General features: G+C 73.8%; 20 protein-coding genes and 1 pseudogene. 9 read left to right on the forward strand and 12 right to left on the reverse strand.

Translation table 11 applies throughout. The annotated features are described in order from the left end of the window. Nucleotides 1–1,529: PQQ-binding-like beta-propeller repeat protein (locus tag ACFW1I_RS09410; protein WP_384667940.1), on the forward strand; the 1,529-nt coding region annotated here is incomplete at its 5' end. Here ACFW1I_RS09410 and ACFW1I_RS09415 read toward each other — a convergent pair. Beyond that, complete coding sequence (locus ACFW1I_RS09415; protein WP_384667942.1) at nucleotides 1,526–2,131, reverse strand: hypothetical protein; 606 nt, start codon at nucleotides 2,129–2,131, stop codon at nucleotides 1,526–1,528. The two genes, ACFW1I_RS09410 and ACFW1I_RS09415, sit on opposite strands and share 4 nt — an antisense overlap. A 137-nt stretch (nucleotides 2,132–2,268) precedes the next feature. On the opposite strand from ACFW1I_RS09415, the gene ACFW1I_RS09420 reads away from it, so the two are divergent. Continuing rightward, the gene (locus ACFW1I_RS09420) at nucleotides 2,269–2,829 is read left to right on the forward strand and encodes a hypothetical protein (RefSeq protein WP_384667944.1); all 561 of its coding nucleotides are present in this window, start codon (nucleotides 2,269–2,271) and stop codon (nucleotides 2,827–2,829) included. Between the two features lie 29 nt (nucleotides 2,830–2,858). Here ACFW1I_RS09420 and ACFW1I_RS09425 read toward each other — a convergent pair whose 3' ends face one another. Genes ACFW1I_RS09425 through ACFW1I_RS09435 form a run of 3 tightly spaced genes read right to left on the reverse strand, consistent with a single transcriptional unit; the run spans nucleotide 2,859 to nucleotide 5,204 of the window. After that, nucleotides 2,859–3,635 (reverse strand): enoyl-CoA hydratase/isomerase family protein, encoded by a 777-nt coding sequence (locus ACFW1I_RS09425; protein WP_384667947.1) that lies wholly within the window; start codon nucleotides 3,633–3,635, stop codon nucleotides 2,859–2,861. Beyond that, on the reverse strand, nucleotides 3,632–4,057 hold the full coding sequence (locus ACFW1I_RS09430; RefSeq protein WP_384667950.1) for a Zn-ribbon domain-containing OB-fold protein: 426 nt from the start codon (nucleotides 4,055–4,057) through the stop codon (nucleotides 3,632–3,634). The genes ACFW1I_RS09425 and ACFW1I_RS09430 overlap by 4 nt, the downstream gene beginning before the upstream one ends. A 4-nt stretch (nucleotides 4,058–4,061) precedes the next feature. Then, nucleotides 4,062–5,204: a lipid-transfer protein gene (locus ACFW1I_RS09435; protein ID WP_384667952.1), complete on the reverse strand. Its 1,143-nt coding sequence runs from the start codon at nucleotides 5,202–5,204 to the stop codon at nucleotides 4,062–4,064. A gap of 101 nt (nucleotides 5,205–5,305) precedes the next feature. Here ACFW1I_RS09435 and ACFW1I_RS09440 point away from each other — a divergent pair, with 101 nt between their 5' ends. Then, on the forward strand, nucleotides 5,306–6,856 hold the full coding sequence (locus ACFW1I_RS09440) for a FadD3 family acyl-CoA ligase (RefSeq protein WP_384668106.1): 1,551 nt from the start codon (nucleotides 5,306–5,308) through the stop codon (nucleotides 6,854–6,856). A 132-nt stretch (nucleotides 6,857–6,988) separates the two neighbouring features. Then, the gene (locus ACFW1I_RS09445; protein ID WP_384667954.1) at nucleotides 6,989–7,663 is read left to right on the forward strand and encodes a hypothetical protein; all 675 of its coding nucleotides are present in this window, start codon (nucleotides 6,989–6,991) and stop codon (nucleotides 7,661–7,663) included. Here the strand turns inward: ACFW1I_RS09445 and ACFW1I_RS09450 are convergent. Further along, nucleotides 7,660–9,054: a DUF2079 domain-containing protein gene (locus ACFW1I_RS09450; protein WP_384667957.1), complete on the reverse strand. Its 1,395-nt coding sequence runs from the start codon at nucleotides 9,052–9,054 to the stop codon at nucleotides 7,660–7,662. The genes ACFW1I_RS09445 and ACFW1I_RS09450 overlap by 4 nt on opposite strands. A 94-nt stretch (nucleotides 9,055–9,148) precedes the next feature. On the opposite strand from ACFW1I_RS09450, the gene ACFW1I_RS09455 reads away from it, so the two are divergent. Next, complete coding sequence (locus ACFW1I_RS09455) at nucleotides 9,149–9,823, forward strand: response regulator transcription factor (RefSeq protein WP_384667959.1); 675 nt, start codon at nucleotides 9,149–9,151, stop codon at nucleotides 9,821–9,823. After that, entirely contained in the window at nucleotides 9,816–11,312 is a 1,497-nt protein-coding gene (locus ACFW1I_RS09460) for a sensor histidine kinase (protein WP_384667961.1), read from the forward strand. The genes ACFW1I_RS09455 and ACFW1I_RS09460 overlap by 8 nt, the downstream gene beginning before the upstream one ends. 32 nt (nucleotides 11,313–11,344) lie before the next feature. Here ACFW1I_RS09460 and ACFW1I_RS09465 read toward each other — a convergent pair whose 3' ends face one another. From ACFW1I_RS09465 to ACFW1I_RS09485, 5 genes and pseudogenes are all read right to left on the reverse strand, one after another. Beyond that, nucleotides 11,345–12,169 carry a hypothetical protein gene (locus tag ACFW1I_RS09465; protein ID WP_384667963.1) on the reverse strand — a complete coding sequence of 275 codons (825 nt, stop codon included), beginning with the start codon at nucleotides 12,167–12,169 and terminating at the stop codon, nucleotides 11,345–11,347. Nucleotides 12,170–12,505: 336 nt separating this feature from the next. Beyond that, nucleotides 12,506–12,727, reverse strand: coding sequence for a DUF397 domain-containing protein (locus ACFW1I_RS09470; protein WP_384667965.1), 222 nt, complete (start codon nucleotides 12,725–12,727; stop codon nucleotides 12,506–12,508). 58 nt (nucleotides 12,728–12,785) lie between these two features. Further along, nucleotides 12,786–13,094: pseudogene (locus tag ACFW1I_RS09475) on the reverse strand (DUF5753 domain-containing protein); the annotation flags it as partial. A gap of 270 nt (nucleotides 13,095–13,364) precedes the next feature. Then, nucleotides 13,365–13,556, reverse strand: coding sequence for a hypothetical protein (locus tag ACFW1I_RS09480; RefSeq protein ID WP_384667966.1), 192 nt, complete (start codon nucleotides 13,554–13,556; stop codon nucleotides 13,365–13,367). 220 nt (nucleotides 13,557–13,776) lie between these two features. Further along, complete coding sequence (locus ACFW1I_RS09485; protein ID WP_384667969.1) at nucleotides 13,777–16,854, reverse strand: BTAD domain-containing putative transcriptional regulator; 3,078 nt, start codon at nucleotides 16,852–16,854, stop codon at nucleotides 13,777–13,779. Between the two features lie 155 nt (nucleotides 16,855–17,009). Here ACFW1I_RS09485 and ACFW1I_RS09490 point away from each other — a divergent pair, with 155 nt between their 5' ends. Continuing rightward, the gene (locus ACFW1I_RS09490; protein WP_384667970.1) at nucleotides 17,010–18,236 is read left to right on the forward strand and encodes an amidohydrolase family protein; all 1,227 of its coding nucleotides are present in this window, start codon (nucleotides 17,010–17,012) and stop codon (nucleotides 18,234–18,236) included. A gap of 42 nt (nucleotides 18,237–18,278) precedes the next feature. Here ACFW1I_RS09490 and ACFW1I_RS09495 read toward each other — a convergent pair whose 3' ends face one another. Both ACFW1I_RS09495 and ACFW1I_RS09500 read right to left on the reverse strand, forming a co-directional pair. Next, nucleotides 18,279–18,692 carry a PIN domain-containing protein gene (locus tag ACFW1I_RS09495; RefSeq protein ID WP_384667972.1) on the reverse strand — a complete coding sequence of 138 codons (414 nt, stop codon included), beginning with the start codon at nucleotides 18,690–18,692 and terminating at the stop codon, nucleotides 18,279–18,281. Continuing rightward, nucleotides 18,689–18,910 (reverse strand): type II toxin-antitoxin system VapB family antitoxin, encoded by a 222-nt coding sequence (locus ACFW1I_RS09500; RefSeq protein ID WP_384667975.1) that lies wholly within the window; start codon nucleotides 18,908–18,910, stop codon nucleotides 18,689–18,691. The genes ACFW1I_RS09495 and ACFW1I_RS09500 overlap by 4 nt, the downstream gene beginning before the upstream one ends. Before the next feature lie 156 nt (nucleotides 18,911–19,066). Here ACFW1I_RS09500 and ACFW1I_RS09505 point away from each other — a divergent pair, with 156 nt between their 5' ends. Together ACFW1I_RS09505 and ACFW1I_RS09510 are read left to right on the forward strand one after the other, a co-directional pair. Further along, the gene (locus tag ACFW1I_RS09505; protein WP_384667977.1) at nucleotides 19,067–19,984 is read left to right on the forward strand and encodes a TIGR03619 family F420-dependent LLM class oxidoreductase; all 918 of its coding nucleotides are present in this window, start codon (nucleotides 19,067–19,069) and stop codon (nucleotides 19,982–19,984) included. Nucleotides 19,985–19,995: 11 nt separating this feature from the next. Continuing rightward, nucleotides 19,996–20,757, forward strand: a complete 762-nt coding sequence (locus tag ACFW1I_RS09510; protein WP_384667980.1) for an SDR family NAD(P)-dependent oxidoreductase — start codon at nucleotides 19,996–19,998, stop codon at nucleotides 20,755–20,757. The last annotated feature ends 9 nt before the right edge of the window (nucleotides 20,758–20,766 follow it).

Consider the following 20,766-nt stretch of genomic DNA (forward strand, 5'->3'; position numbering starts at 1 on the left):
GCGCCACCGGGCGGTACAGCGACGCCGCCCGCGTGCCCTCGGTGCCGAGCCCGTCGCGGGGCCCCCGCGCCGGCCCGGGGGCGGGGGGCGGGGCCCGCCCCCGGGCCCGGGGCGGGGGGCGCCCCCCGGCCCGCGCCCCGGGCCCCGCGCCGGGGGGCGGGCGCCCCGGGGGCCGGGCGGGGGTGGGGGGCGGGCCGGGGCGCCCCGCCCCCGCCACCGTGCCGATCGGCCCCGGCCCGCGGGTCGCGGACACCCGGGCGGCGCTCGCCGTCGGCCAGGCCGCCGACCCGCACGCCACCGGCTGGCTCCGGCCGCCCGGCGGCGAGGCCGCGCCCGCGCCCTCGCCCGTGCCGCAGCAGGCCCAGCCGCAGGCGGCGCCGGAGCCCGGCCCGTGGCGGCCGTGGCGCTTCCGCATGTCGAACGACGTGTGGGGGACTCCGGTCGTCGACGGCGACCTGCTGTACGTGACCTCCTTCGAGGTGCACGCGCTGGACACCGCGTCCGGCCGGCGCCAGTTCAAGACCCGGGACGTGGCCTGGTCGATGGCCGTGGCCGGGGGCCGGATCCACGCCTCCGACGGGCCGACGCTGTACGCGCTGGACGCCACCGACGGCGGCGAGCGCTGGCGGCTGCGCACCGACGCCTGGGTGTACTCCCTCCGGGTGGACCGGGGCACCGTCGTCACCGGCACCCGGGGCGGCGGCGTCCAGGGCTGGGAGGCGTCCAACGGCGCCAAGCTGTGGGAGATCACCGGCTGTCAGACGGACTTCGAGACCCCGGAGGCGGGCCCGGCGATCCACGGCGACACCGTCTACGTGTGGCGGGACGCCCGGCTCCAGGCCCTCGACGCCCGCACGGGCACCGAGCGCTGGTCGTACCCGATCGGCGACGCCGCCTCCTGCGGGCACGTGCCGGTCCGGGTCGCGCCGGCCGAGGACGGCTGTGTGTACGTCTCGGCCGGCACCCGCGTCCTGTCCCTCGACATCGCCGCCGGGCACGTCCGCTGGCACTTCGAGGCGCCCGCCGTCTTCCTCTCCCCGCCCGCGTTCGCGCCCGGCCCGGCCGTCACCGGCGGCGGTGTCTACCTCGCCGACCACCTCGGCACGGTGTACGCCCTCGACGCCACCACCGGCCAGGACCGCTGGCGGATCGCGACCGAGCAGCGCCAGTCGTCCGAGCCGGTGCTGGTCGCGGACGGCAACGTGCACGTCGGCAGCGGCAGCGCGCTCTACACCCTGGACGCGGTCACCGGCACCCCCCGGTGGCGGTTCGCGGCCGGCTCCGAGCTGGTCGGCACCCCTGTCGTCGCCGACGGGCGGGTCCACTTCGGCTCCGCCGACCACGTCCTCTACACCCTGGACGCGACCGGCGGACAGCTCCGCTGGAAGCTCGCCACCGGCGGCGAGATCACCGGCTCGCCGGTGGTGCGCGGCGGCGTCGTGTACGCGTGCAGCAAGGACCGCTGCGTGTACGCGCTCGACGCGGCGAAGGGCACGGCCACGGGGCGGGGCTCGGCGGCCGCCCGCTAACCCCTCGGGTGTTCGTCCCGGTCGCGGTCGCGCGGCGGCTCGGCCGGGACGTCGTAGTGGCCCGGGGCGGCGTACGGCATGGCCCGGGTCTCGGCGTCGTACGGGGCCCCCGGGGGCGATGTGGCCGGCGGCTGCCCGTCGAGCGTCGGGTGCGTGGGCGGCGGCCCGGCCGGCTCCAGCCGGTGGGCCTTGGCGCGGCCGGACATGACGAGCGCGCCGAGCAGCAGCAGGACCCCGCCGCCGAAGGCGTTGGCGACGCCGTCGCCGAGGCCGCGCCCGTCCCCGGAGACCACCAGGCTCCCCTCGGCCTGCCCGACCCGGACCATCCACAGGACCGTGAAGCCGAGGACGACCAGCCCGGCGACGGCGACGAGCACCCGGGAGCGCAGCACCACGCCGAGGACGGTGACGAGGGCGGCGAAGGCGAACGGCAGCAGGATCGAGCCGATCACCTCGGCGCCGCCGTCGGTGATGCCGGTGAAGAGGTCCTCGATCGGATAGTCGCTGCCGTGACGGCCGTCGTACCAGGCACGGAAGGGGCTCCAGACGGCGGCCGTCGCTCCGGCGAGGGCCAGGACCGAGCCGACGACGTTGCGGATCATCGATCGGCCTCCTCGGGGGCTGCGCGGTCCGGCTCTCGCTGTCGACGCTACGCCCGGTGCCGGGGGCCCGCCACGCGGCGGCCGGGGCCGCCGATAGGGTGTGGCGCGCACACGGCGACGGGAGGGAAGAGACGGCGATGGTACGCACCCGGGTGAAGATGGCCGCCACGCTGACGGTCGTGGTGCTGGCGCTGACCGGCTTCCAGACGAGCTCCGGCGGCAAGGGCGGCGGCAGCGGCAAGAGCAAGAGCAAGAGCAGCGGCGGGGGCGGCTGCTCCAGCGACAAGAAGGACAACGACGACTACGCGGGCTCCGGCGGCGGCGACTCCGGCGGCGGCAGCGACAGCGGTGGCAGCGGCGGCGAGTACACCGCCGAGCCCGCGCCCAGCACCACCACCGCCATCGCGAAGGTGGTCGTCGTCGACTGTGTGAAGCCCGCGCAGAAGAAGCGCAAGGGCAGGCCGGCCCGCAAGGCGGACACCACGGCGACCCTGCGGATCACCTCGGACGCGCTGACCGAGACCACCTTCAAGGTGACGCTGGAGTTCAAGGGCGCCGCGGGTTCGGCGGTGGACTCGGCGGTCGTGGACGTGACCGTCAAGCCGTACGAGACGAAGACCTTCGACGTGAGGATGAAGAACCCGAAGGCCGTCGACCGCGTGCGGAACTGCTGGGTGTACGACGTCCGCGAGGCGTAGCCGCGCCCGACGGGCGCGCGGGGCGGCGGCTACCGCAGCCGGTGCCCCGCCGCCCGCCCCGTGAACAGCTCCGCCTGCCGGTCCGCCGGCAGGTTGCCGAGCGTCACCAGGTGCGGGGCCTGGGCGAGGGCCTGGGACCTGACGGACTCCTTGGCGGACCAGAGGGCGCGTACGGTCCCCTGGACGGCCCCGGTGGGGTACGAGGCGACGACGGCCGCCGCCTCCCGCGCGGCGGCCGCCGCCCCGCCGGGCTCCGTCACCTCGCTGACCAGCCCGGTCTCGTAGGCCCGCCGCGCGGAGATCCGTTCGGCGGAGCCCATGAGGGCCATCCGGGCGACCTCCCCGAACGGCATCCGCTGCGCCATGTGGACGGTCTCGAAGGCGCTGACCATGCCGTAGGTGGTGTGCGGGTCGAAGAAGGTCGCCGTCTCGCCTGCGATCAGGAACTCGGCCTCGCCGAGCAGGTAGAAGGCGCCCCCGCAGGCCATCCCCTCCACCGCGGCGATCACCGGTTTCCACAGGTCGTTGGCCTTGGGGCCGATGCGGAGCAGCGGGTCGTCGATGGTGTACGGGGACGAGGGCTGCGGCACCCGGCCGGCGTCGTCGCGGTCGATGCCGGTGCAGAAGGCCCGGCCGCCGGCGCCGGTGAGGACGATCGCCCGGATCCCGTCGTCGTAGCGGAACCCCCGCCAGACGGCGGCGAGTTCGTCCGCCATGGCGAGGGTGATCGCGTTGAGCCGGTCGGGCCGGTCGAGGGTGACGACGGCGACGCCGGTCTCCTCGTCCCGTTCCAGCGAGATCGTCATCCGCGCTCCAGGATCCAGCGGGGGACGGCGATGCCGTCGATCTCGGTGAAGGCGACGCGGACGGGGGCGCCGATCCGCAGGCGGGCGGGGTCGAGCGAGTTCAGGGGCGCGTCGGGGGCGGTGACGACGTTGCCGGCGAGGCGGATGCGGGGGGCGTCGGCGAGTTCGACGAGGACCGCGTTGTAGGGGGCCTGTTCGGCGTAGTCGGGGAGGAGCGGCGGGTGGGGGAGCACGTACGACCAGATCCGGCCGCGGCCGGACATGAGCCGCCACTCGGTGGCGAAGGACTGGCAGTGCGGGCAGCAGGGGCGGGGCGGGAAGCGGAGTGCGCCGCAGTCCGCGCAGCCCTGTACGCGCAGTTCGCCGCGGGCGGTGAACTCCCAGAAGGGGGCGCCGTCTTCGTCGATGACGGGGTTCAGCATCGGGTCAGCTCCTGAGGAGTAGGGCCGAGGTGGGGACGCCCTCGCCGGCGGTGACGAGGCAGGTGGCGGCGTCCGGCACCTGGGCGGTGGAGGTGCCGCGGAGCTGCTTCACGCCCTCGTTGATGAGGTTGAAGCCGTGGACGTACGCCTCGGAGAGGCCGCCGCCGCCGGTGTTGAGGGGGAGCCGGCCGCCGAGTTCGAGGGCGCCGCCCTCGGTGAAGGCGGCCCCCTCGCCGCGGCCGCAGAAGCCGTAGCCCTCCAGGGAGAGCGGGACGAGGGGGGTGAAGGCGTCGTAGATCTGGGCGACGTCGACGTCGTCCGGGCCGAAGTCGGCGGTCTTCCACAGGTGGCGGGCGGCGGTCCAGGCGGGGCCGCTGAGGGGGTCGTCGTTCCAGTAGTTGACCATGCCGTGGTGCTGGGCGGGCAGGCCCTGGGCGGCGGAGTGGACGTAGACGGGCTTCTGCCGGCAGTCGCGGGCGCGGGCGGCGGAGACGATGACGCAGGCGAGGGCGCCGTCGGTCTCCAGGCAGTTGTCGAAGAGGCAGAGGGGTTCGCTGATCCAGCGGGAGGTCATGTACATCTCGCGGGTCAGCGGGCGTTCGTACATGATCGCGGCCGGGTTCTGGTTGGCGCGGTTGCGGCAGGCGAGGGCGACGTTGAAGAGGTGGTCGCGGGTGGCGCCGTACTCGTGCATGTAGCGGCGGGCGAGCATGCCGATCTCGTCGGCGGGGCGGAGCAGCCCGTAGGGGCGGGTCCACTGGCCGGGGGTGGGGAGCTGGACGGCGGTGTTCTTCCAGGGGCGGGGGCCTGAGCCGCGTTTGCGGGAGCGCCAGGCGACGCCGACGCTCGCCTGGCCGGTGGCGACGGCGGCGGCGAGGTGGCCGACGGTGGCGCAGGAGCCGCCGCCGCCGTAGCCGACCTTGGAGAAGAAGGTGACGTCGCCGGCGCCGATGGCCTTGGCGACCTCGACCTCGTCGGTCTCCTCCATGGTGTAGGAGGCGAAGGCGTCGACCTCGGACGGGGCGATGCCGGCGTCGTCGAGGGCGGCGAGGATCGCCTGGCAGGCGAGCGCCTTCTCGGTCTCCGGGAGCTGTTTCGCGAAGGCGGTCTGTCCTATGCCGACGATGGCGGTGGCGTCCTTGAGCACCGGACCTCCTCATGGGGCAGCACTGCTGACAGCGCGTCAGGCTACAACTAATCTGACGGATAGTCAGCTACGGGACGGCTACCGGGAGGTTGGGGATGGACGTGCGCGGCGACCTGGAGTGGGGCACGATCCCGGGACTCGTCCGGTCGGCGGGGGAGCGGTGGGGCGACCGGGAGGCGGTCGCCGACGGCCGCACCCGGATCTCGTACGCCGGACTCGCCGCCCGGGTGGAGCGGTCCGCCGCGGCCTGCCTGGCCACCGGGATACGCGCCGGCGACCGGGTCGCCGTCTGGGCGCCCAACAGCCTCGACTGGATCGTCGCCGCCCTCGGCGCGGTCACCGCCGGCGCCGTCCTCGTCCCGCTCAACACCCGCTTCAAGGGCACCGAGGCCGCCGACGTCCTCGCCCGCTCCCGCGCCCGGCTGCTCTTCGTCACCGGCACCTTCCTCGGCACCTCGTACGTCGCCTCGCTGCGCCGCGCCGGGGTGCCGCTGCCGGACCTGGAGCGGGTCGTCGTCCTCGGTGACACCGCGCCCGACGAGGCCGAGTGGACCACCTGGAAGGAGTTCCTCGCCGAGGGCGACCGGGTCCCGGCGGAGCGCGTGCGGGCCCGTGCCGACGCCATCGACCCGGACGGTCCCTCCGACATCATCTACACCTCCGGCACCACCGGCCGCCCCAAGGGCGCCGTCATCAGCCACGCCCAGAGCCTGCGCTGCTACGCCGAGTGGGCCGCCCTCGCGGGCCTGGCGGAGGGCGACCGCTATCTGGTGGTGAACCCGTTCTTCCACACCTTCGGCTACAAGGCGGGCGTCCTCGCCTGTCTGATGCGCGGCGCGGTGATCGTGCCGCAGTCGGTCTTCACCGTCGACACCGTCCTCGCCAACATCGCCGCCGAGCGGATCAGCGTGCTGCCCGGCCCGCCCACCCTCCACCAGTCGCTCCTCGACCACCCGGCCCGCGCCGCCCACGACCTCTCCAGCCTCCGCCTGGTCGTCACCGGCGCCGCGGTCGTGCCGCTGCTCCTGGTCGAGCGGCTCCGCTCCGAGCTGGGCATCGGCACCGTCCTCACCGCCTACGGCCTCTCGGAGGCGAGCGGCCTCGTCACCATGTGCCGCCGCGACGACCCCGACGAGGTCGTCGCCACCACCTCCGGCCGGGCCGTCCCGGGCGTCGAGGTCCGGCTCTCCGGCTCGGGCGAGGTGCTGGTCCGGGGGCACAACGTGATGCGCGGCTACTTCGAGGACGAGGAGGCGACGGCCGCCGCGATCGACGCGGACGGCTGGCTGCGCACCGGCGACATCGGCGTCCTCGACGGGGCCGGGAACCTGCGGATCACCGACCGGCTCAAGGACATGTTCATCGTCGGCGGTTTCAACGCCTATCCGGCCGAGATCGAGCAACTCCTCGGTCTGCACCCGGACATCGCCGACGTCGCCGTCATCGGCGTCCCCGACGCCCGGCTCGGCGAGGTCGGCAAGGCGTTCGCGGTGCGGCGGCCGGGCGCGCGGATCACCGCCGACGACCTGATCGCCTGGTCGCGGCGGGAGATGGCGAACTACAAGGTGCCCCGGGAGGTCGAGTTCGTGGCGGAGCTGCCGCGGAACGCGGGCGGGAAGGTGGTCAAGGGGGAGCTGCGGAGGCGGGGTTGAGGCGGGCGGGAGACCGTTCCGGAGGATTGGAATCCGTTTACAGAAAGCCCTCCGCGGACGCAACCACTCCGCCGCGTGTACACGTCATAGAGGCGCGCACTCCCCGTCCCCCTCCGATCCGAGGAGCAGCAGGTGTCCACCCAGGAGATCCCCCTCACCCTCACCCCGCAGCAGGCCGCCACCGGAGTCGTCATCCCGGTCACCCTGCCCGGCGGCCCCACCCAGCTCCACGTCCCGCCCTGCCGCCACGGAGACGTCGTCCCCGTCCGGCTCGGCGGCGGGACCGTCCTCCTCCGCATCACCGTCGCCGGCGGCCAGGCCCCGCAGCAGCGCAGGTCCGGCGTCGCCGGCTGCCTCGTCCCGCTCCTCGTCATCGGCGCGATCATCGGCGGCCTGTACCTCCTCGACGCCAACGACGAGAAGGACACCCCCGACGCCCGGCCCACCGTCCCCACCTTCTCCGTCTCGCCCTTCCCCAGCCTCGACCTCGGCGACCTCGCCCCCACCGCGACCGCCACCCCCACCGAGGAGGAGCCCGACCCGTACGACAAGGGCACCTGCCTCAACGGCACCCTGCCGGACTCCGAGACCGCCCAGTCCGTCAGCGGCGTCGAAGAGGTCCCCTGCTCGGCCTCGGACGCCCACTACAAGGTCATCCAGACCTTCCCCTTCACCTCCGACATGAACAAGTGCAACGCCAACCCCAAGACGGAGTACGCCTTCTCGCACCGCTACACCATGAACGGCACCACCATCAGCGAGTACGTCTACTGCCTCGTCGGCCTCGGCTCCTACGCCCGCAGCTAGGGCCTCTCACGGCGCAGCAGCACGATCCCGGCCTCCTCCGACACCACCCGCCACCCCGGGTCGCCGGCCGCCTCCCGCAGGACGCCCTCCGTCGCGCCCGCCGGAAAACCGTCCGCCCGGTCCACCACCAGCCACTCCACCGCCGGCTCCCGGCCCGGCAGCCCCGGCGCCGCGAGCCGCACCACCGTCCGGTCCGTGAGGTGCGGGGCGAGTGCGTTGCTCGCCGCCACCCGCACCCCGTCCGGCACCCGCGCCACCGCCGCCCGCGCCGCCGCCTCGCGCGGACCCTCCCGCCAGAAACCCGGCGTGACGAGCTGGGCGGTCGGCTGGAGGGGCAGGAGCAGCAGGACGGCTCCGAGCGGTACGGCCAGGGGGAGCCGCGCCCCGCGCCGCAGCGCGTCCACGAGGGCCGCGAACGCGATCGGCACGAGCACGGCCGAGTAGTGCAGCCCGGGCTCCCAGTGGGACGGCACCGACGAGGTGAACCGCCAGGCCAACGTGGGCAGCAGCAGCCACGCCAGCGGGCTGCGCAGCACCAGGCCGCCGGTGACGGCGAGCAGCGCGAGGAGGGTGAGCACCTTCACGGACCAGCCGTCGAGGAGCCCGTACCCGCCGTCGACCTGCTCGGCGTACAGATAGCGTCCGTCGGGCGCGAAGCCCGGGACCACCACCTTGAGGACGAGCAGCGTGGCGAACACCGACCCGACGACGAGGAACCATCCCGTCCGCCGGTCCCGCCCGTGGTGCGCGACCAGCAGCCCGAGGACGGCGGCCGTCGCCCCCAGGTCCTCCTTCACGAGGAGCAGCCCCGCCGCCCACCAGGCCGCCGCCCGCAGCCGCCCGTCCAGATACGCCCGGCAGGCCAGCGCCAGCAGCGGCAGCGCGAACGCCACCTCGTGGAAGTCGAAGCCGACCAGCGTCTGCACGCCCCACGCCAGACCGCAGGCCGCGCCGACCACGGGACCGGCGAACGGCCGTGCGGGCAGATGCCGCTGGGCGGTCCGCCCGGTCACGTACACCGCCACCGCGACCAGCGCCGTCTGCGCCACCAGCAGCAGCTCCACCCGCGGCACCAGCCGGTACACCGGACCGAGCAGCGCCAGCACCGGATGGAAGTGGTCCCCGAGCAGCGGCAGCGCCTCGCCCCCGAAACCGGCCGGGGCCGTCGCCGTCCGGATCTCCGACGCGGGCAGCCGCCCCTCCGCCCACGACCGCACCGCCTGCCCGAAGATCCCCAGGTCGTAGCCGGTCGTCCGGAACCGGGCGTGGTTCCGCAGCGCGAACGCGGTGTGCAGGACGAACAGGACGACGGCGACGAGCGCCGGCCCCCGCCGGGACGGATCCGCCGGCCTGCGCAGCGGCGGCGCCTCGGGTGCGGTGATCATGAGCATGGGAGGCAGCTTCGGCGGCACCCCCTGAAGGGCCCCTGAAGCTCCCTGAGGAATTCCTCAGGACCGGCCCCGGCCAGAGGCGATACTCGGGGCCATGCGCATCCTGGTGATCGAGGACGAGGAACGGATAGCCGCCTCGCTGCGGCGCGGTCTCACGGCCGTCGGCTACACCGTCGACGTGGCCCACGACGGCGTCACCGGACTCCACCTGGCCCGCGAACACCGCTACGCCGCCGTCCTCCTCGACCTGATGCTGCCCGGCCTCAGCGGCTACCAGGTCTGCGCCCGGCTGCGCGCCGAGGGCAACGACGTGCCGGTGCTGATGCTCACCGCGAAGAACGGCGAGTACGACGAGGCCGAGGGCCTGGACACCGGCGCCGACGACTACCTGGCGAAACCGTTCTCGTACGTGGTCCTGGAGGCCCGGCTGCGGGCCCTCGTCCGCCGGGGCGGCGCCCGCACCCCCGCCCTCCTGGAGGCCGGCGACCTGTGGCTCGACCCGGCCCGCCGCACCTGCGGCCGGGGCGCCGAGCAGATCGCCCTCACCCCGAAGGAGTTCGCCGTCCTGCACTGCCTGCTCGGCCGCCTCGACGAGGTGGTGCCCGTCGTCGACGTCCTCGACGAGGTGTGGTCCGCCGACTTCACCGGCGACCCGAACATCGTGCACGTCTACATCAGCGCCGTGCGCAGGAAGATCGACGCCCCCTTCGGACGCGAGACCATCGAGACGGTGAGAGGCGCCGGCTACCGGGTGAGCGGCCGTGCGTGAGCCCGGCCGCCCCGTGTGGGCGACCCGCCCGGTCTGGGCGTCCGGCCTCGCGGCGACCCTCGTCGTCGGCTGCGCGGTGGCCTGGCTCCAGTACGCGGACCGGGCGGCGGGACCGCGCTCCACCTGGCCCGCCGTCCACCTGAACGACGACCGGGTCGGCCCGCAGATCGAGTGGATCACCACCTGGGGCACCTGGCTCGGGGCCCTGTACGTGGCCGTCGTCTGCCTCCTGGCTGGGAAGGGCGGCCCGTGGTGGGTACGGCTCCGGGGCGCGGCGGTCGCCGCCGTCGTGACGGCCTGCCTGTACGCCACCTACGGCCTCTGGCTCGTCCGCGAGAACGAGCACGGCAAGGTCGACGTCGCCGAGAAGGCGTTCCGCTGGGCCATCGCCTGCGTCGGTCCCTCCGCGGGGCTCATCACCGCGGCGGCGGTCGCGGCGGCGATGGGCCGGGGCGGCACCAGGATCTCCTTCCGCGGCCGGGTGGCGCTGACGGCGGCGGGAGCGACGGGCGTGCTCTTCTTCGCGGCGGTCCGCACCTTCCAGACCCTCAACGACGCGCACGACACGCTCGACAAGGTCTACTGGATCGCCGTCACCACCGGCGTCCCGCTGACGGCCCTCCTGACGGGCTTCCTGGTGCACGTCATGGTCGCCCGGGCGCTCCGCCCGGTGGAGGCGATCCGCCGCGAACTCGCCGACATCACCGGGCAGTCGCTCGACCGCCGCGTCCCCGTCCCGCCGACCGCCGACGTCATCGCCGACCTGGCCCGCACGACCAACGCGACCCTCGACCGCGTCGAGGCCGCCGCCACCCGGCAGCGCGAGTTCACCGCCGACGCGGCCCACGAACTCCGCAGCCCGCTGGCGGCGCTGCGCGCCCAGCTCGAATCGTCCCTGCGGCACCCGGAGTCGGTGGACGACTGGCGGGAAGTGGTGGCGGGGGCGGCGGCGGACGTCGTCCGCCTCCAGCGCCTCGCCGACGACCTGCTGCTCCTCGCGAGCCACGGCTCGGTCCCACCGGTCCGCGAACCGGTCGACCTGTCGGCGCTCGCGGAGGACCTGGTCCGCGAACACCAGCACCTCCCGGAGGCGGCGGCCCTCACCCTCCACTGCGAGGCCCCGACCCCCGCGGTCCTCCCGGGCAACCCGGGCCACCTGGACCGCCTCCTCCGCAACCTCCTCACCAACGCGTGCCGCCACGCCCGTACGAAGGTCACGGTCACGGTCCTGAAGTCGGCGACGGAACTGACCCTCTCGGTCCAGGACGACGGCCCCGGCATCCCCCCGCCCGACCGCACCCGCGTCTTCGACCGCTTCACCCGCCTCGACGAAGCCCGCACCCGCACCACCGGCGGCGCCGGCCTGGGCCTCCCCATCGCCAGAGACCTCGCCACCACCCACGGCGGAACCCTCACGATCGAGGACCCGGGGGAGCGAGGCGCGCTGCTGGTGGCCCGCTTCCCGGTGGGCGCTCGCCCGTCCGGATGACACCCGGCGTACCGGAACGGACTGTGGGTGGTTCAGCCGCGTCCGGCTTCCATTCGTTCTCGGATCTCGGCCGCGCGGGCGCGGACCCGAGGGGCGGGGAGGGCGGCCGGGCGGGGGTGGGGGAGTGCGGGGTGTTCGCCTCTGCAGGGGGCGCAGTCGCCGTCGTGGAGGGTGTCGGTGTAGCCGGGGGCGCCACATTTTCCGCATTCGAGGATGCGTGGGGGTGCGGGTTCACGGCGGGTGGGGAGGGGCGGGAGTTTGTCGTTGAGGCGGCGGCGGACGAGGCCGGCGGGGTGGTGGACGGGCTGGGGGAGGCCGCTGGTCATGGCGCGCAGGATGGAGGTCTCGTCGGCGTCCCGGGCGAACCACTCCTCGACGAGGGGGACGAGGGAGCGGCACTCGATGTGGGAGAGGGACAGGGCGGGGTTCTCGCGTCCGAGAGCGGCGAGGAGGATGTAGGCGCGGGAGCGGGTCTGCCTCGTGGCCTCCCGGGGCACGTCGCCCTGCTGGAAGGCGGACCACCAGGCGCTGTCGCGGGGTGTGCGGGAGAACCAGGTACGGGTGATCCACTTCCCGTCGAGGTGCTCGCGCCCCCGGCGCAGATGGCCGGCGCGCTGGATGCGGTTGAGGGAGGTGCGCAGGGCGCACTGGCCGTAGGGGAGATGCCTGGCCAGCGTCTTCACGGAGATGTCGCTGCCGTCGGGCAGGCGGTCCACGTAGGCGGCGACGGCGGCTTCGCGGGCCGGGAGATGGGCGAAGTCCTGCGGGCCGCGGGGTTCCTGGTGCGGCGCGGTGCGTTTGCCGTAGCCGGGATTGGCCAGAGGGTGTGCGGCGTCACTAAGATTGGCGTCAGTCATGGATCGACTCTGTTCTGGAGAGTTCGGTCTGGTGGCGAGACCCCCGCGGGTGTTACAGCACCTTCGGGGGTCGCCTGTTTTCGCAGGTTCAGGGGCACGGTAAAGGCATATGACACTGTGTGGCAAGTTGGCGACGCTTCGTGCTTGTCGGGCCAACTCGCCGGGTGGTAGGGCGGGTTAAGTCCAGGCCCGTACCCCTTCCGTAGAAACACGGCTCGAAGGTCGGAGCTTGAGCTTCGGGGCGGCGGGGGCCACGACCGCGCATCGTCGGGCAGCGGGCAGCGGAACGGCCCGCCCCCCGAGCCTCCCGGGTGCGGGCCGTGTCGATCCCAGGCGTTACGCGGTACCGCCGAGCTCCCCGGCCGCGACCGCGCTGACGAACGCGGACAGCTGGGGCCGGGACAGGAGCAGGGCGGGGCCGTTCGGGGCCTTGCTGTCTCGGACGGCGACGGTGTCGGCATCGACGAGGCCGCACTCGACGCACTGTGCGGTGGTGTCCGAGTACGTCGACTTCCACCAGGTGACGGGCAGGGTGGAGGCGTCGGCGATGTGGTTCATAGAGTGTTCCTTCCAGGCCCACGTGCGGGGGAGCGTCGGTACGGAGAACCTGGATGTTCACGTTCGGACGGGCTCCGAGAGAAAGCAACCGGCCCAGTTGGTCACGCATGATCGTCGGGTCGGAGGTCCGAGCGCGCAGCGCTCCCTCGGAGAGAATGGCCCACGAGGTCAGAGGCTGCTCGCGCGTCAGAATCGACTGCCGTGCGAGGCGTACCTCGGCGAGGGCGTCGACCTTGGCCTCGACCGCGTCCGACATGGCGGTCGCCCGGATGATCTCGCGCGCGTACTCCGCCGTCTGGAGGAGGCCGGGAATCGCGCCGGGCTGCCAGGTGGAGACGGAGGCCGCGTCTGCCTCCAGGCTGATCACTCGCAAGTCGAACGCCGGTGCTATACGGAATCTGCTGCTTCGTCAGGTAGTTCTACGTGCATCAAAACGACAGCAGGGGCCGGGCAGATGCCCGGCCCCTGCCGTCGGTGGTCCGATCGTGTTGCGCGCGGTCCCTGCCGGGCGGATCCCCCCTGGTTCCGCCCGGAGTCCCCCGGGACCGTGCGCTCCCCCGTCGACCGGCCCCCTGTGGATGGCACCGGCGGCTCCCCCGAAGTCGCCGCCGGTGCCGATATCCCCGAGGGAAATGGTCTACTTGACCGGCTCCGTCGTGATGTGGAGGTCGTCGGTCGAGGGGCCGTCGCCGAGGACCTTCTCGGCGATCTCGTTGGCCGGCTCGGACGTGATGTGCAGGTCCTTGGTGCCGATCTCGCCCTCTCCTCCGCCCGTGATGTGCAGGTCCTCGGGCTTGGCGATCGGGTCGGTGGCGTTGATGTCGGCCATGTCTTCCCCTCCTGAATGGGTTCTTTCGCTGGCTGGTGGACGGGGCCCGTCCGGCTGTTCCCCCGTTGGACGGCCGGGCGGGCCCCGCTGGGCCGGCTCACCCTAGTGCGTCGGGCCGACGGCCTCACCGGCGACCCGTCTGCCCCCCGACACGACGGATCGTTGAGAATTACTCTGCCGCGACGCGATAAACGAATGATGAACGAGCGAACGCTCCTGGTCAGGCGGCGAGCCGCCGGGTCAGCAGCGCCCGGACCCCGACCGCTTCCGGCGCGTTCGACTCCTCGTAGATGGCGAGCGCCTCGCGCCAGCAGACCTCGGCCCGCCCGGACTGGCCGACGGCGTCCAACGCCTGGCCGAGCACGGTGAGGATGTTGCCGCGCCGCCAGGGACCTCCGATGTCCCTCAGCACGGTCAAGGCCTTCTCCGCACTCGACGCGGCCGACCCGTAGCGCTTTGCGGCGATGTCCACCTCGGCGATGCGGAACAGCGCCATGCCTTCCCAAAGCCGCTGCCGGCAGTCCACGAACACGGCCAGAGCCTCCCGGAGCCGCTCACCGGCCGCCATGAGCTGTCCGCTCTCGGTGAGCGCCAGCCCGAGGGCATAGCGTCCGTTCGCCCCCCTGAGCGCATGCCCCATCTCGTCGTACATGCCGACGCCTTGCTGAGCCATGCTCACAGCGTCGGCGTGCCGACCGGTGGCGAGGCGGATCCGGGAGAGGTTGCAGAGTGCGGCGGCCTCTCCGGCACGGTCCGCCGCACTGCGGAACGCCGCGATGGCCGCGGTCAGATACCGGTCGGCATCCTCGTAACGCGCCTGGTAGTGCGCGATGGCGCCTTGGGCGTTCCGCGCCCAGCAGACAGGGAGGACGTCCTCCACGGACCGGGCCATGCGGACGACCTCGTCCGCTTCCCGGTCCGCCTGGTCGAAGCGGCCCTGGTGGTGGTGGACATACGCCAGGGTCAGGGCCGCGCGCCCCTCCGCCCGTACGTCGCCCGCCTTCGACGCCGCCTCCCGCAGGACGGTCGCGACCGCCTCGTACTCCTTGGAGTTGGCGCCGGACTCGGCGAGGTCGAGGGAGGCCCAGAGGAGGTCCACCGCGCGGCGGAGGGTCGTGGGGGAGGAGGCGGACTGGCGGACGCAGGCGAGGAGGCAGTGGGACTCGGCGTAGAGCCAGTCCTGGGCGTCGTGGCGGTCGGTGAAGGACAGGCCCTCGTACTCGGTGGGTTCGAGGTGGTCGACCAGGCGGTCGCCGGGGCGCTCGATGGCGTACACCCGGGCCGCCGTCGACAGGTAGAAGTCGAGGAGGCGGGAGAGGGCCGTCTGCTTCTCCGACGGGGGGTGCTCGTCCCGGTCGGCGCACGCGCGCGCGTACAGGCGGACCAGGTCGTGGTAGCGGTAGCGGCCGGGCGCGGCCGATTCGAGGAGGGACGTGTCGACCAGGGCCTCCAGGAGGTCCTCGGTGTCCCAGAGGGGGAGGTCGAGGACGGCCGCCGCCGCTGCCAGGGAGATGTCCGGGCCGTCCGCGAGGCCGAGGAGGCGGAAGGCGCGCGCCTGGGCCGGCTCCAGCTGCCCGTAGCCCAGCTCGAAGGTCGCCTTGACCGCGAGGTCGCCCGCCTGGAGCTCGTCCAGCCGGCGGCGCTCGTCCGCCAGCTTGGCGGCGAGGACCGAGACCGTCCAGGTGCGGCGGGCCGCCAGGCGTGAGGCGGCGATGCGGATCGCCAGCGGCAGGAAGCCGCACGCCGCGACCACGTCCAGCGCCGCCTCCCGCTCCGCCCGCACCCGCTCCTCGCCGACGATCCGGGTGAAGAGCTGGAGCGCCTCCTCGGGGGACATGACGTCCAGGTCCACGAGGTGCGCGCCCGCCAGGTCGACCATGCGGATGCGGCTGGTGACGAGCGCGGCGCAGCCGGCGGTGCCGGGCAGCAGGGGGCGGATCTGGGCGGCGTCCCGGGCGTTGTCGAGCAGGATCAGGACGCGGCGGCCGTCCAGCGTCGAGCGGTAGAGGGCCGCCCGGTCCTCCAGGGAGTCCGGGATGGCCGAGTCGGGCGTGCCGAGGGCGCGCAGGAAGGAGCCGAGGACGGTCTCGGGCGCGGCGGCGCGGGCGCCCGCGCCCTGGAGGTCGACGTACAGCTGTCCGTCGGGGAAGTGCGGCCGGGCCTCGTGGGCCACGTGCACGGCGAGGGTCGTCTTGCCGACGCCGCCGATGCCGGCGAGCGCCGAGACCGCCATGACGGACCCCTCGGCGGTGGCGAGCCGCGCGCCGAGTTCCCGGACGAACGCGGCCCGGCCGGTGAAGTCGGCGACGGTGGCGGGGAGCTGGGCGGGGCGGGAGACCGGCGCGGCGGCGGGGGCCTGCTCCTCGACCGGGCGGGCCAGTTCGGCGTCGCCCTGGAGGATGCGCTGCTGGAGCCGGGAGAGTTCGGGGGTCGGGTCGACGCCGAGCTCGTCGGCGAGGAGCCGGCGGGTGTCGGCGTACACGGCGAGGGCCTCCGCCTGCCGTCCGCTGCGGTAGAGCGCGAGCATCAGCAGTTCGCGCAGCCGCTCGCGGAGCGGGTGCGCGGCGGTGAGCGCGGTCAGTTCGGAGACGGCCTCGGCGTGCGCGCCGATCTCCAGGTCGACGTCGACGCGGGTCTCCAGGAGGGTGAGCCGCCACTCCTCCAGGCGGGTCCGCTGGGCGTCGGCGTACGGCCCGGGGACGGAGGCCAGGACCTCGCCGTCCCACAGGTCGAGGGCCTCGGCGAGCCGGGCGCGGGCGGCGGCCCGGTCGCCGCCGGCCCGCAGCTTCTCGGCGTCGGCGGCCAGTTCCCGGGCGCGGGTGAGGTCGAGCGCGGTGGTGCGCAGCGCGTAGCCGCCGGACTCGCTGACCAGGACCTCGGCGCCGAGGACCTTGCGGAGCCGGGAGGCGTACGTGCGGAGCGCGGCGAGCGCCTGGGAGGGGGGTTCCTCGCCCCAGAGGGCGTCGATGAGTTCGGCGGCGGTGGCGGTGCGGCCGCTGCGCAGGAGCAGGGCGGCGAGCAGGGCCCGCTGCTGGGGCGAGCCGGTGGCCAGCGCCTCCCCGTCCCGCCAGGCCCGTACGGGCCCGAGCACGCCGAACCGCAGCCCGGTGCTGGCGTCCCGCGCCTCGGGGACCGCCGCGACCGCCGTGGCGGGGGCCGTCGCGCCCGGATCGTCCGCCGTCGGTCCCGTGGCGTCTCCGGCCGTCCCCGCCCGCTGCCGGGGCACGCCGAATCCGGGCCCGGCCCCGTGCCCGCCGGGGCCCTGCGCCGGGACGCGCGGCCCGTTGTCCTGCCCCATGGCTCCCCCTCCCCCTACCGGTGGTATCGCCCCGGACAGTCTGCCTTGTCCGGAGGGAGCGCGTCAGCATCGGGGCGCTGTTGTGGAGGAGCTGTGACCGGGACCGGCCGTCACGATAGCTGACGGTTCGTCAGATCGGCGCTACCGTGAAGGACATGGAGACCCAGGAGACCTTCCCCAGGATCATCTCGGTGGACGACCACACCGTGGAGCCCCCGCACGTCTGGCGCGACCGGCTCCCGTCCCGGTACCGCGACACCGGCCCGCGGATCGTCCGCGCCCCGCTGAAGGAGATGACCTTCCTCGGCGGCAGGTTCGCGCCCGTCATGGGGGCGCCGGGCGACGACGGGCCGATCGGCGACTGGTGGGTCTACGAGGACCTTCACCGTCCCCTCACCCGGCTCGACACGGCCGTCGGCTACGACCGGGACGAGATACGCCTCGAAGTCATCACCTACGAGCAGATGCGGCCGGGTTCCTTCTCCGTTCTGGACCGGCTCGCCGACATGGACGTCAACCACGTCCAGTCCGCGCTCTGCTTCCCGACCTTCCCGCGCTTCTGCGGGCAGACCTTCACCGAGGCGTCCGACCGCGAGCTGGGCCTGCTCTGCGTCCGCGCGTACAACGACTGGATGGTCGAGGAGTGGTGCGGCCCCGAGGCGCACGGCCGGCTGATCCCGCTCACCCTCATCCCGCTCTGGGACCCGGAGCTGGCCGCCGCCGAGGTGCGGCGGAACGCGGCGCGGGGCGTGCGGGCGGTCGCCTTCTCCGAGATCCCGCCGCACCTGGGGCTGCCCTCGGTCCACACCGACCACTGGGACCCGTTCCTCCGGGCCTGCGACGAGACCGGCACGGTCGTCGCGATGCACATCGGCTCGTCCAGCCGGATGCCGTCCACCTCGGCGGACGCGCCGCCGGCCGTCGGCTCCACGATCACCTTCGCCAACTGCTGCTTCTCGATGGTCGACTGGCTGATGAGCGGCAAGTTCGAGCGCTTCCCGAACCTGCGGATCATGTACGCGGAAGGCCAGATCGGCTGGATCCCGTACATCCTGGAGCGGGCGGACGTCGTCTGGGAGGAGAACCGCGCCTGGGGCGGGGTCGCCGACAAGGTCACCCGGCCGCCGTCGGAGCTCTTCGCCGGGCACGTCTTCGGCTGCTTCTTCGACGACGCCTTCGGGCTGCGCAACCTGGACGCGATCGGCGCGGCGAACGTCCTCTACGAGACGGACTACCCGCACTCCGACTCCACCTGGCCGAAGTCCAAGGAGGTGGGGGAGGCGCAGATGGGCCACCTGCCGCCGGACGTCGTCGAGCGCATCGTCCGCGGCAACGCCGTCGACCTGCTGGGGCTGAGCCCGGAGGGCCTCTGGAGGCCGTGAGGCGCGGGGCGGGGTCCCTCCAGGGCCTCCGCCCCGTGCCGCCTAGGGCAGGACGTTCCGGACGTTGTGCTCGCTCACGTCGGGCGCGTGGCGGGCGACCGTTCGGTAGTCGTCATCGTCGTGGAGGACGGTCAGTCCGTGGTGAGCGGCGGTGGCCGCGATGATCAGGTCGACGGCCGAGGCGCTCCGATGCTCCCCGGCCCTCGCCATCCGGCGCTGTACGGAGTCGATCCAGCGGCCGGCGTTCTTGGGCACCGCGACGTCGGGGTACAGCTCGGCGAACATCTCGGCGATCTCGTCGTACTCGCGGCCGTTCCGGGCGCTGTGCAGGAACTCGGCGCGCTGGGGGTAGCACGACGCGATCGTCTCGGCGTCGATCGCGTCGTACCAGGCCGACTGGAGTGCGGGGTCACCGAGCAGCCGGACGAGTCCGGACGTGTCGAGAAGGTAGATCACCCTGCGTCCTTCTCGGCCCGGTGCCGCTGTTCGGCGTCCTCGACCGCCCCCCAGTGGCGTGCCCGCTCGAAGTGGCGCCCGATGCGTGCCGCGCGCTCCTGACGGTCGGCGTAGAACCGCAGGGCCAGGTTGACGGCCTCCTTCTTGGTGCGCGCCTTGGACAGGGCCATGGCCCGCTCCAGCGCGTCCTCGTCTATGTCGATCTGGGTCACAGCCATGCGGGGCCCTCCGTTCTGTGGGTCATGTACAAAAAATTGTACTCCTTCCACATGTCGCCCGCACGGCGATGTGGCAGGACCCTTGCCTGATGGTCCGTCAGGCGACAGCATGGCCCCGTCGCCGTAACTGACGAATCGTCAGATGAGGGGGTCCCCATGGTGGTCTACGGCATGCAGCTGCCGGTCCAGTCCCAGTCCGTGATCTACGCCGAGCCCTGGGAGGCGACCGCCGGGCCCGGGGACCTGCTCGCCGTCGCCCGGGCCGCCGACGCGCACGGCTTCGACTACGTGGCCTGCTGCGACCACGTGGCCATCCCGCGCCGGCTCGCCGCCGGGATGAGCACCGTCTGGTACGACCCGGTCGCCACGCTCTCCTTCCTCGCCGCCGCCACCGAGCGGGTCCGGCTGCTCTCGCACGTCGCCGTCGTCGGGCTGCGGCATCCGCTGGTCACCGCCAAGGCGTACGCGACCGTCGACCACCTCTCCGGCGGCCGGTTGGTCCTCGGGGTGGGGGCGGGGCACGTGCAGGAGGAGTTCGAGGCGGTCGGGGCGGACTTCGCGCGGCGCGGCGCGGTCCTCGACGAGACCCTCGACGCGCTGCGGGCGGCGCTCGGCCCGGAGGAGTACCCGGAGCACCTGGGGGAGCGGTTCGCCTTCAAGGACCTCGGGCAGCGGCCCCGGCCCGCGCAGGAGCGGGTCCCGGTCTGGGTCGGCGGCTCCTCCCCGGCGGCGGTGCGGCGGGCCGCGCTCAAGGGCGACGGCTGGCTGCCGCAGGGCGACCCGCGGGACGTGCTGGCCCGCCGGATCGAGCGTATCCGGCGGCTGCGCGAGGAGGCCGGGCTCACGGAGCCCTTCGTCGTCGGCGCGATCGCCGAGCCGCTGTACGTCGGCACCCCCGGCTGGGAGGTCGGGCGGCGCACGCTGGCCGGCCCGCCGGAGGAGCTGGCGGCCTCGCTCCGGGCGTACGGGGCGATGGGCGTCGACCAGCTCCAGGTGCGGTTCCGCAGCCGGAGCCGTACCGAACTCATCGACCAGATGGCGGCCTTCGGGTCGGAGGTCGCCCCCATTCTGTAGGGAGTACGCGCATGGGCAAGCTGGACGGGCGGGTCGCGATCGTCACGGGGGCGGCGCGCGGGCAGGGCGAGCAGGAGGCGCGGCTCTTCGCCGCCGAGGGGGCGAAGGTGGTCCTCGCGGACGTGCTGGACGGCCCCGGCGAGGCGCTCGCCAAGGAGCTGGGGGAGGAGCGGGCCGCCTACGTCCACCTGGACGTGACCCGCGAGGAGGAGTGGGCGGACGCGGTGGCCGCCGCCAAGGAGCGGTTCGGGAAGGTCGACGCGCTGGTGAACAACGCCGGCATCCTCCGCTTCAACGAACTCCTCTCGACCCCCCTGGAGGAGTTCCGGGCCATCGTCTCGGTCAACCAGACCGGCTGCTTCCTGGGCATCCGGGCGGTCGCGCCGGAGATCGCGGCGGCCGGCGGCGGCACGATCGTGAACACCGCCTCGTACACGGGCCTGACCGGCATGGCCGGGGTCGGCGCCTACGCGGCCTCCAAGCACGCGGTGGTCGGCCTGACCCGGGTGGCGGCCCTGGAGCTGGCGGCGAAGGGGATCCGGGTGAACGCCGTCTGCCCGGGCGCGATCGACACCGCCATGAGCAACCCGGAGGGGGTCGACCCGGCCGCCACCGCCGAGCTGTACCGCACGCTCGTGCCGCTCGGCCGGATCGGCCGCCCGGCGGAGGTGGCCGCCCTCGCCCTCTTCCTGACCTCGGACGACTCCTCGTACGTGACGGGCCAGCCGTTCGTGATCGACGGCGGCTGGCTGGCCGGGGTCTCCCTGTTCTGACCGCACCTG

Source organism: Streptomyces sp. NPDC058955 (assembly GCF_042741435.1).
Classification (GTDB): domain Bacteria; phylum Actinomycetota; class Actinomycetes; order Streptomycetales; family Streptomycetaceae; genus Streptomyces.

What these genes read in the sequence shown, in the direction of transcription:
- ACFW1I_RS09450 (WP_384667957.1), bottom strand. Translation starts at nt 9,054, where the DNA reads ATGCTCATGATCACCGCACCCGAGGCGCCGCCGCTGCGCAGGCCGGCG.
- ACFW1I_RS09420 (WP_384667944.1), top strand. Translation starts at nt 2,269, where the DNA reads ATGGTACGCACCCGGGTGAAGATGGCCGCCACGCTGACGGTCGTGGTG.
- ACFW1I_RS09430 (WP_384667950.1), bottom strand. Translation starts at nt 4,057, where the DNA reads ATGCTGAACCCCGTCATCGACGAAGACGGCGCCCCCTTCTGGGAGTTC.
- ACFW1I_RS09500 (WP_384667975.1), bottom strand. Translation starts at nt 18,910, where the DNA reads ATGGCTGTGACCCAGATCGACATAGACGAGGACGCGCTGGAGCGGGCC.
- ACFW1I_RS09490 (WP_384667970.1), top strand. Translation starts at nt 17,010, where the DNA reads ATGGAGACCCAGGAGACCTTCCCCAGGATCATCTCGGTGGACGACCAC.
- ACFW1I_RS09470 (WP_384667965.1), bottom strand. Translation starts at nt 12,727, where the DNA reads ATGAACCACATCGCCGACGCCTCCACCCTGCCCGTCACCTGGTGGAAG.
- ACFW1I_RS09465 (WP_384667963.1), bottom strand. Translation starts at nt 12,169, where the DNA reads ATGACTGACGCCAATCTTAGTGACGCCGCACACCCTCTGGCCAATCCC.
- ACFW1I_RS09510 (WP_384667980.1), top strand. Translation starts at nt 19,996, where the DNA reads ATGGGCAAGCTGGACGGGCGGGTCGCGATCGTCACGGGGGCGGCGCGC.
- ACFW1I_RS09485 (WP_384667969.1), bottom strand. Translation starts at nt 16,854, where the DNA reads ATGGGGCAGGACAACGGGCCGCGCGTCCCGGCGCAGGGCCCCGGCGGG.
- ACFW1I_RS09455 (WP_384667959.1), top strand. Translation starts at nt 9,149, where the DNA reads ATGCGCATCCTGGTGATCGAGGACGAGGAACGGATAGCCGCCTCGCTG.
- ACFW1I_RS09415 (WP_384667942.1), bottom strand. Translation starts at nt 2,131, where the DNA reads ATGATCCGCAACGTCGTCGGCTCGGTCCTGGCCCTCGCCGGAGCGACG.
- ACFW1I_RS09425 (WP_384667947.1), bottom strand. Translation starts at nt 3,635, where the DNA reads ATGACGATCTCGCTGGAACGGGACGAGGAGACCGGCGTCGCCGTCGTC.
- ACFW1I_RS09505 (WP_384667977.1), top strand. Translation starts at nt 19,067, where the DNA reads ATGGTGGTCTACGGCATGCAGCTGCCGGTCCAGTCCCAGTCCGTGATC.
- ACFW1I_RS09480 (WP_384667966.1), bottom strand. Translation starts at nt 13,556, where the DNA reads ATGGCCGACATCAACGCCACCGACCCGATCGCCAAGCCCGAGGACCTG.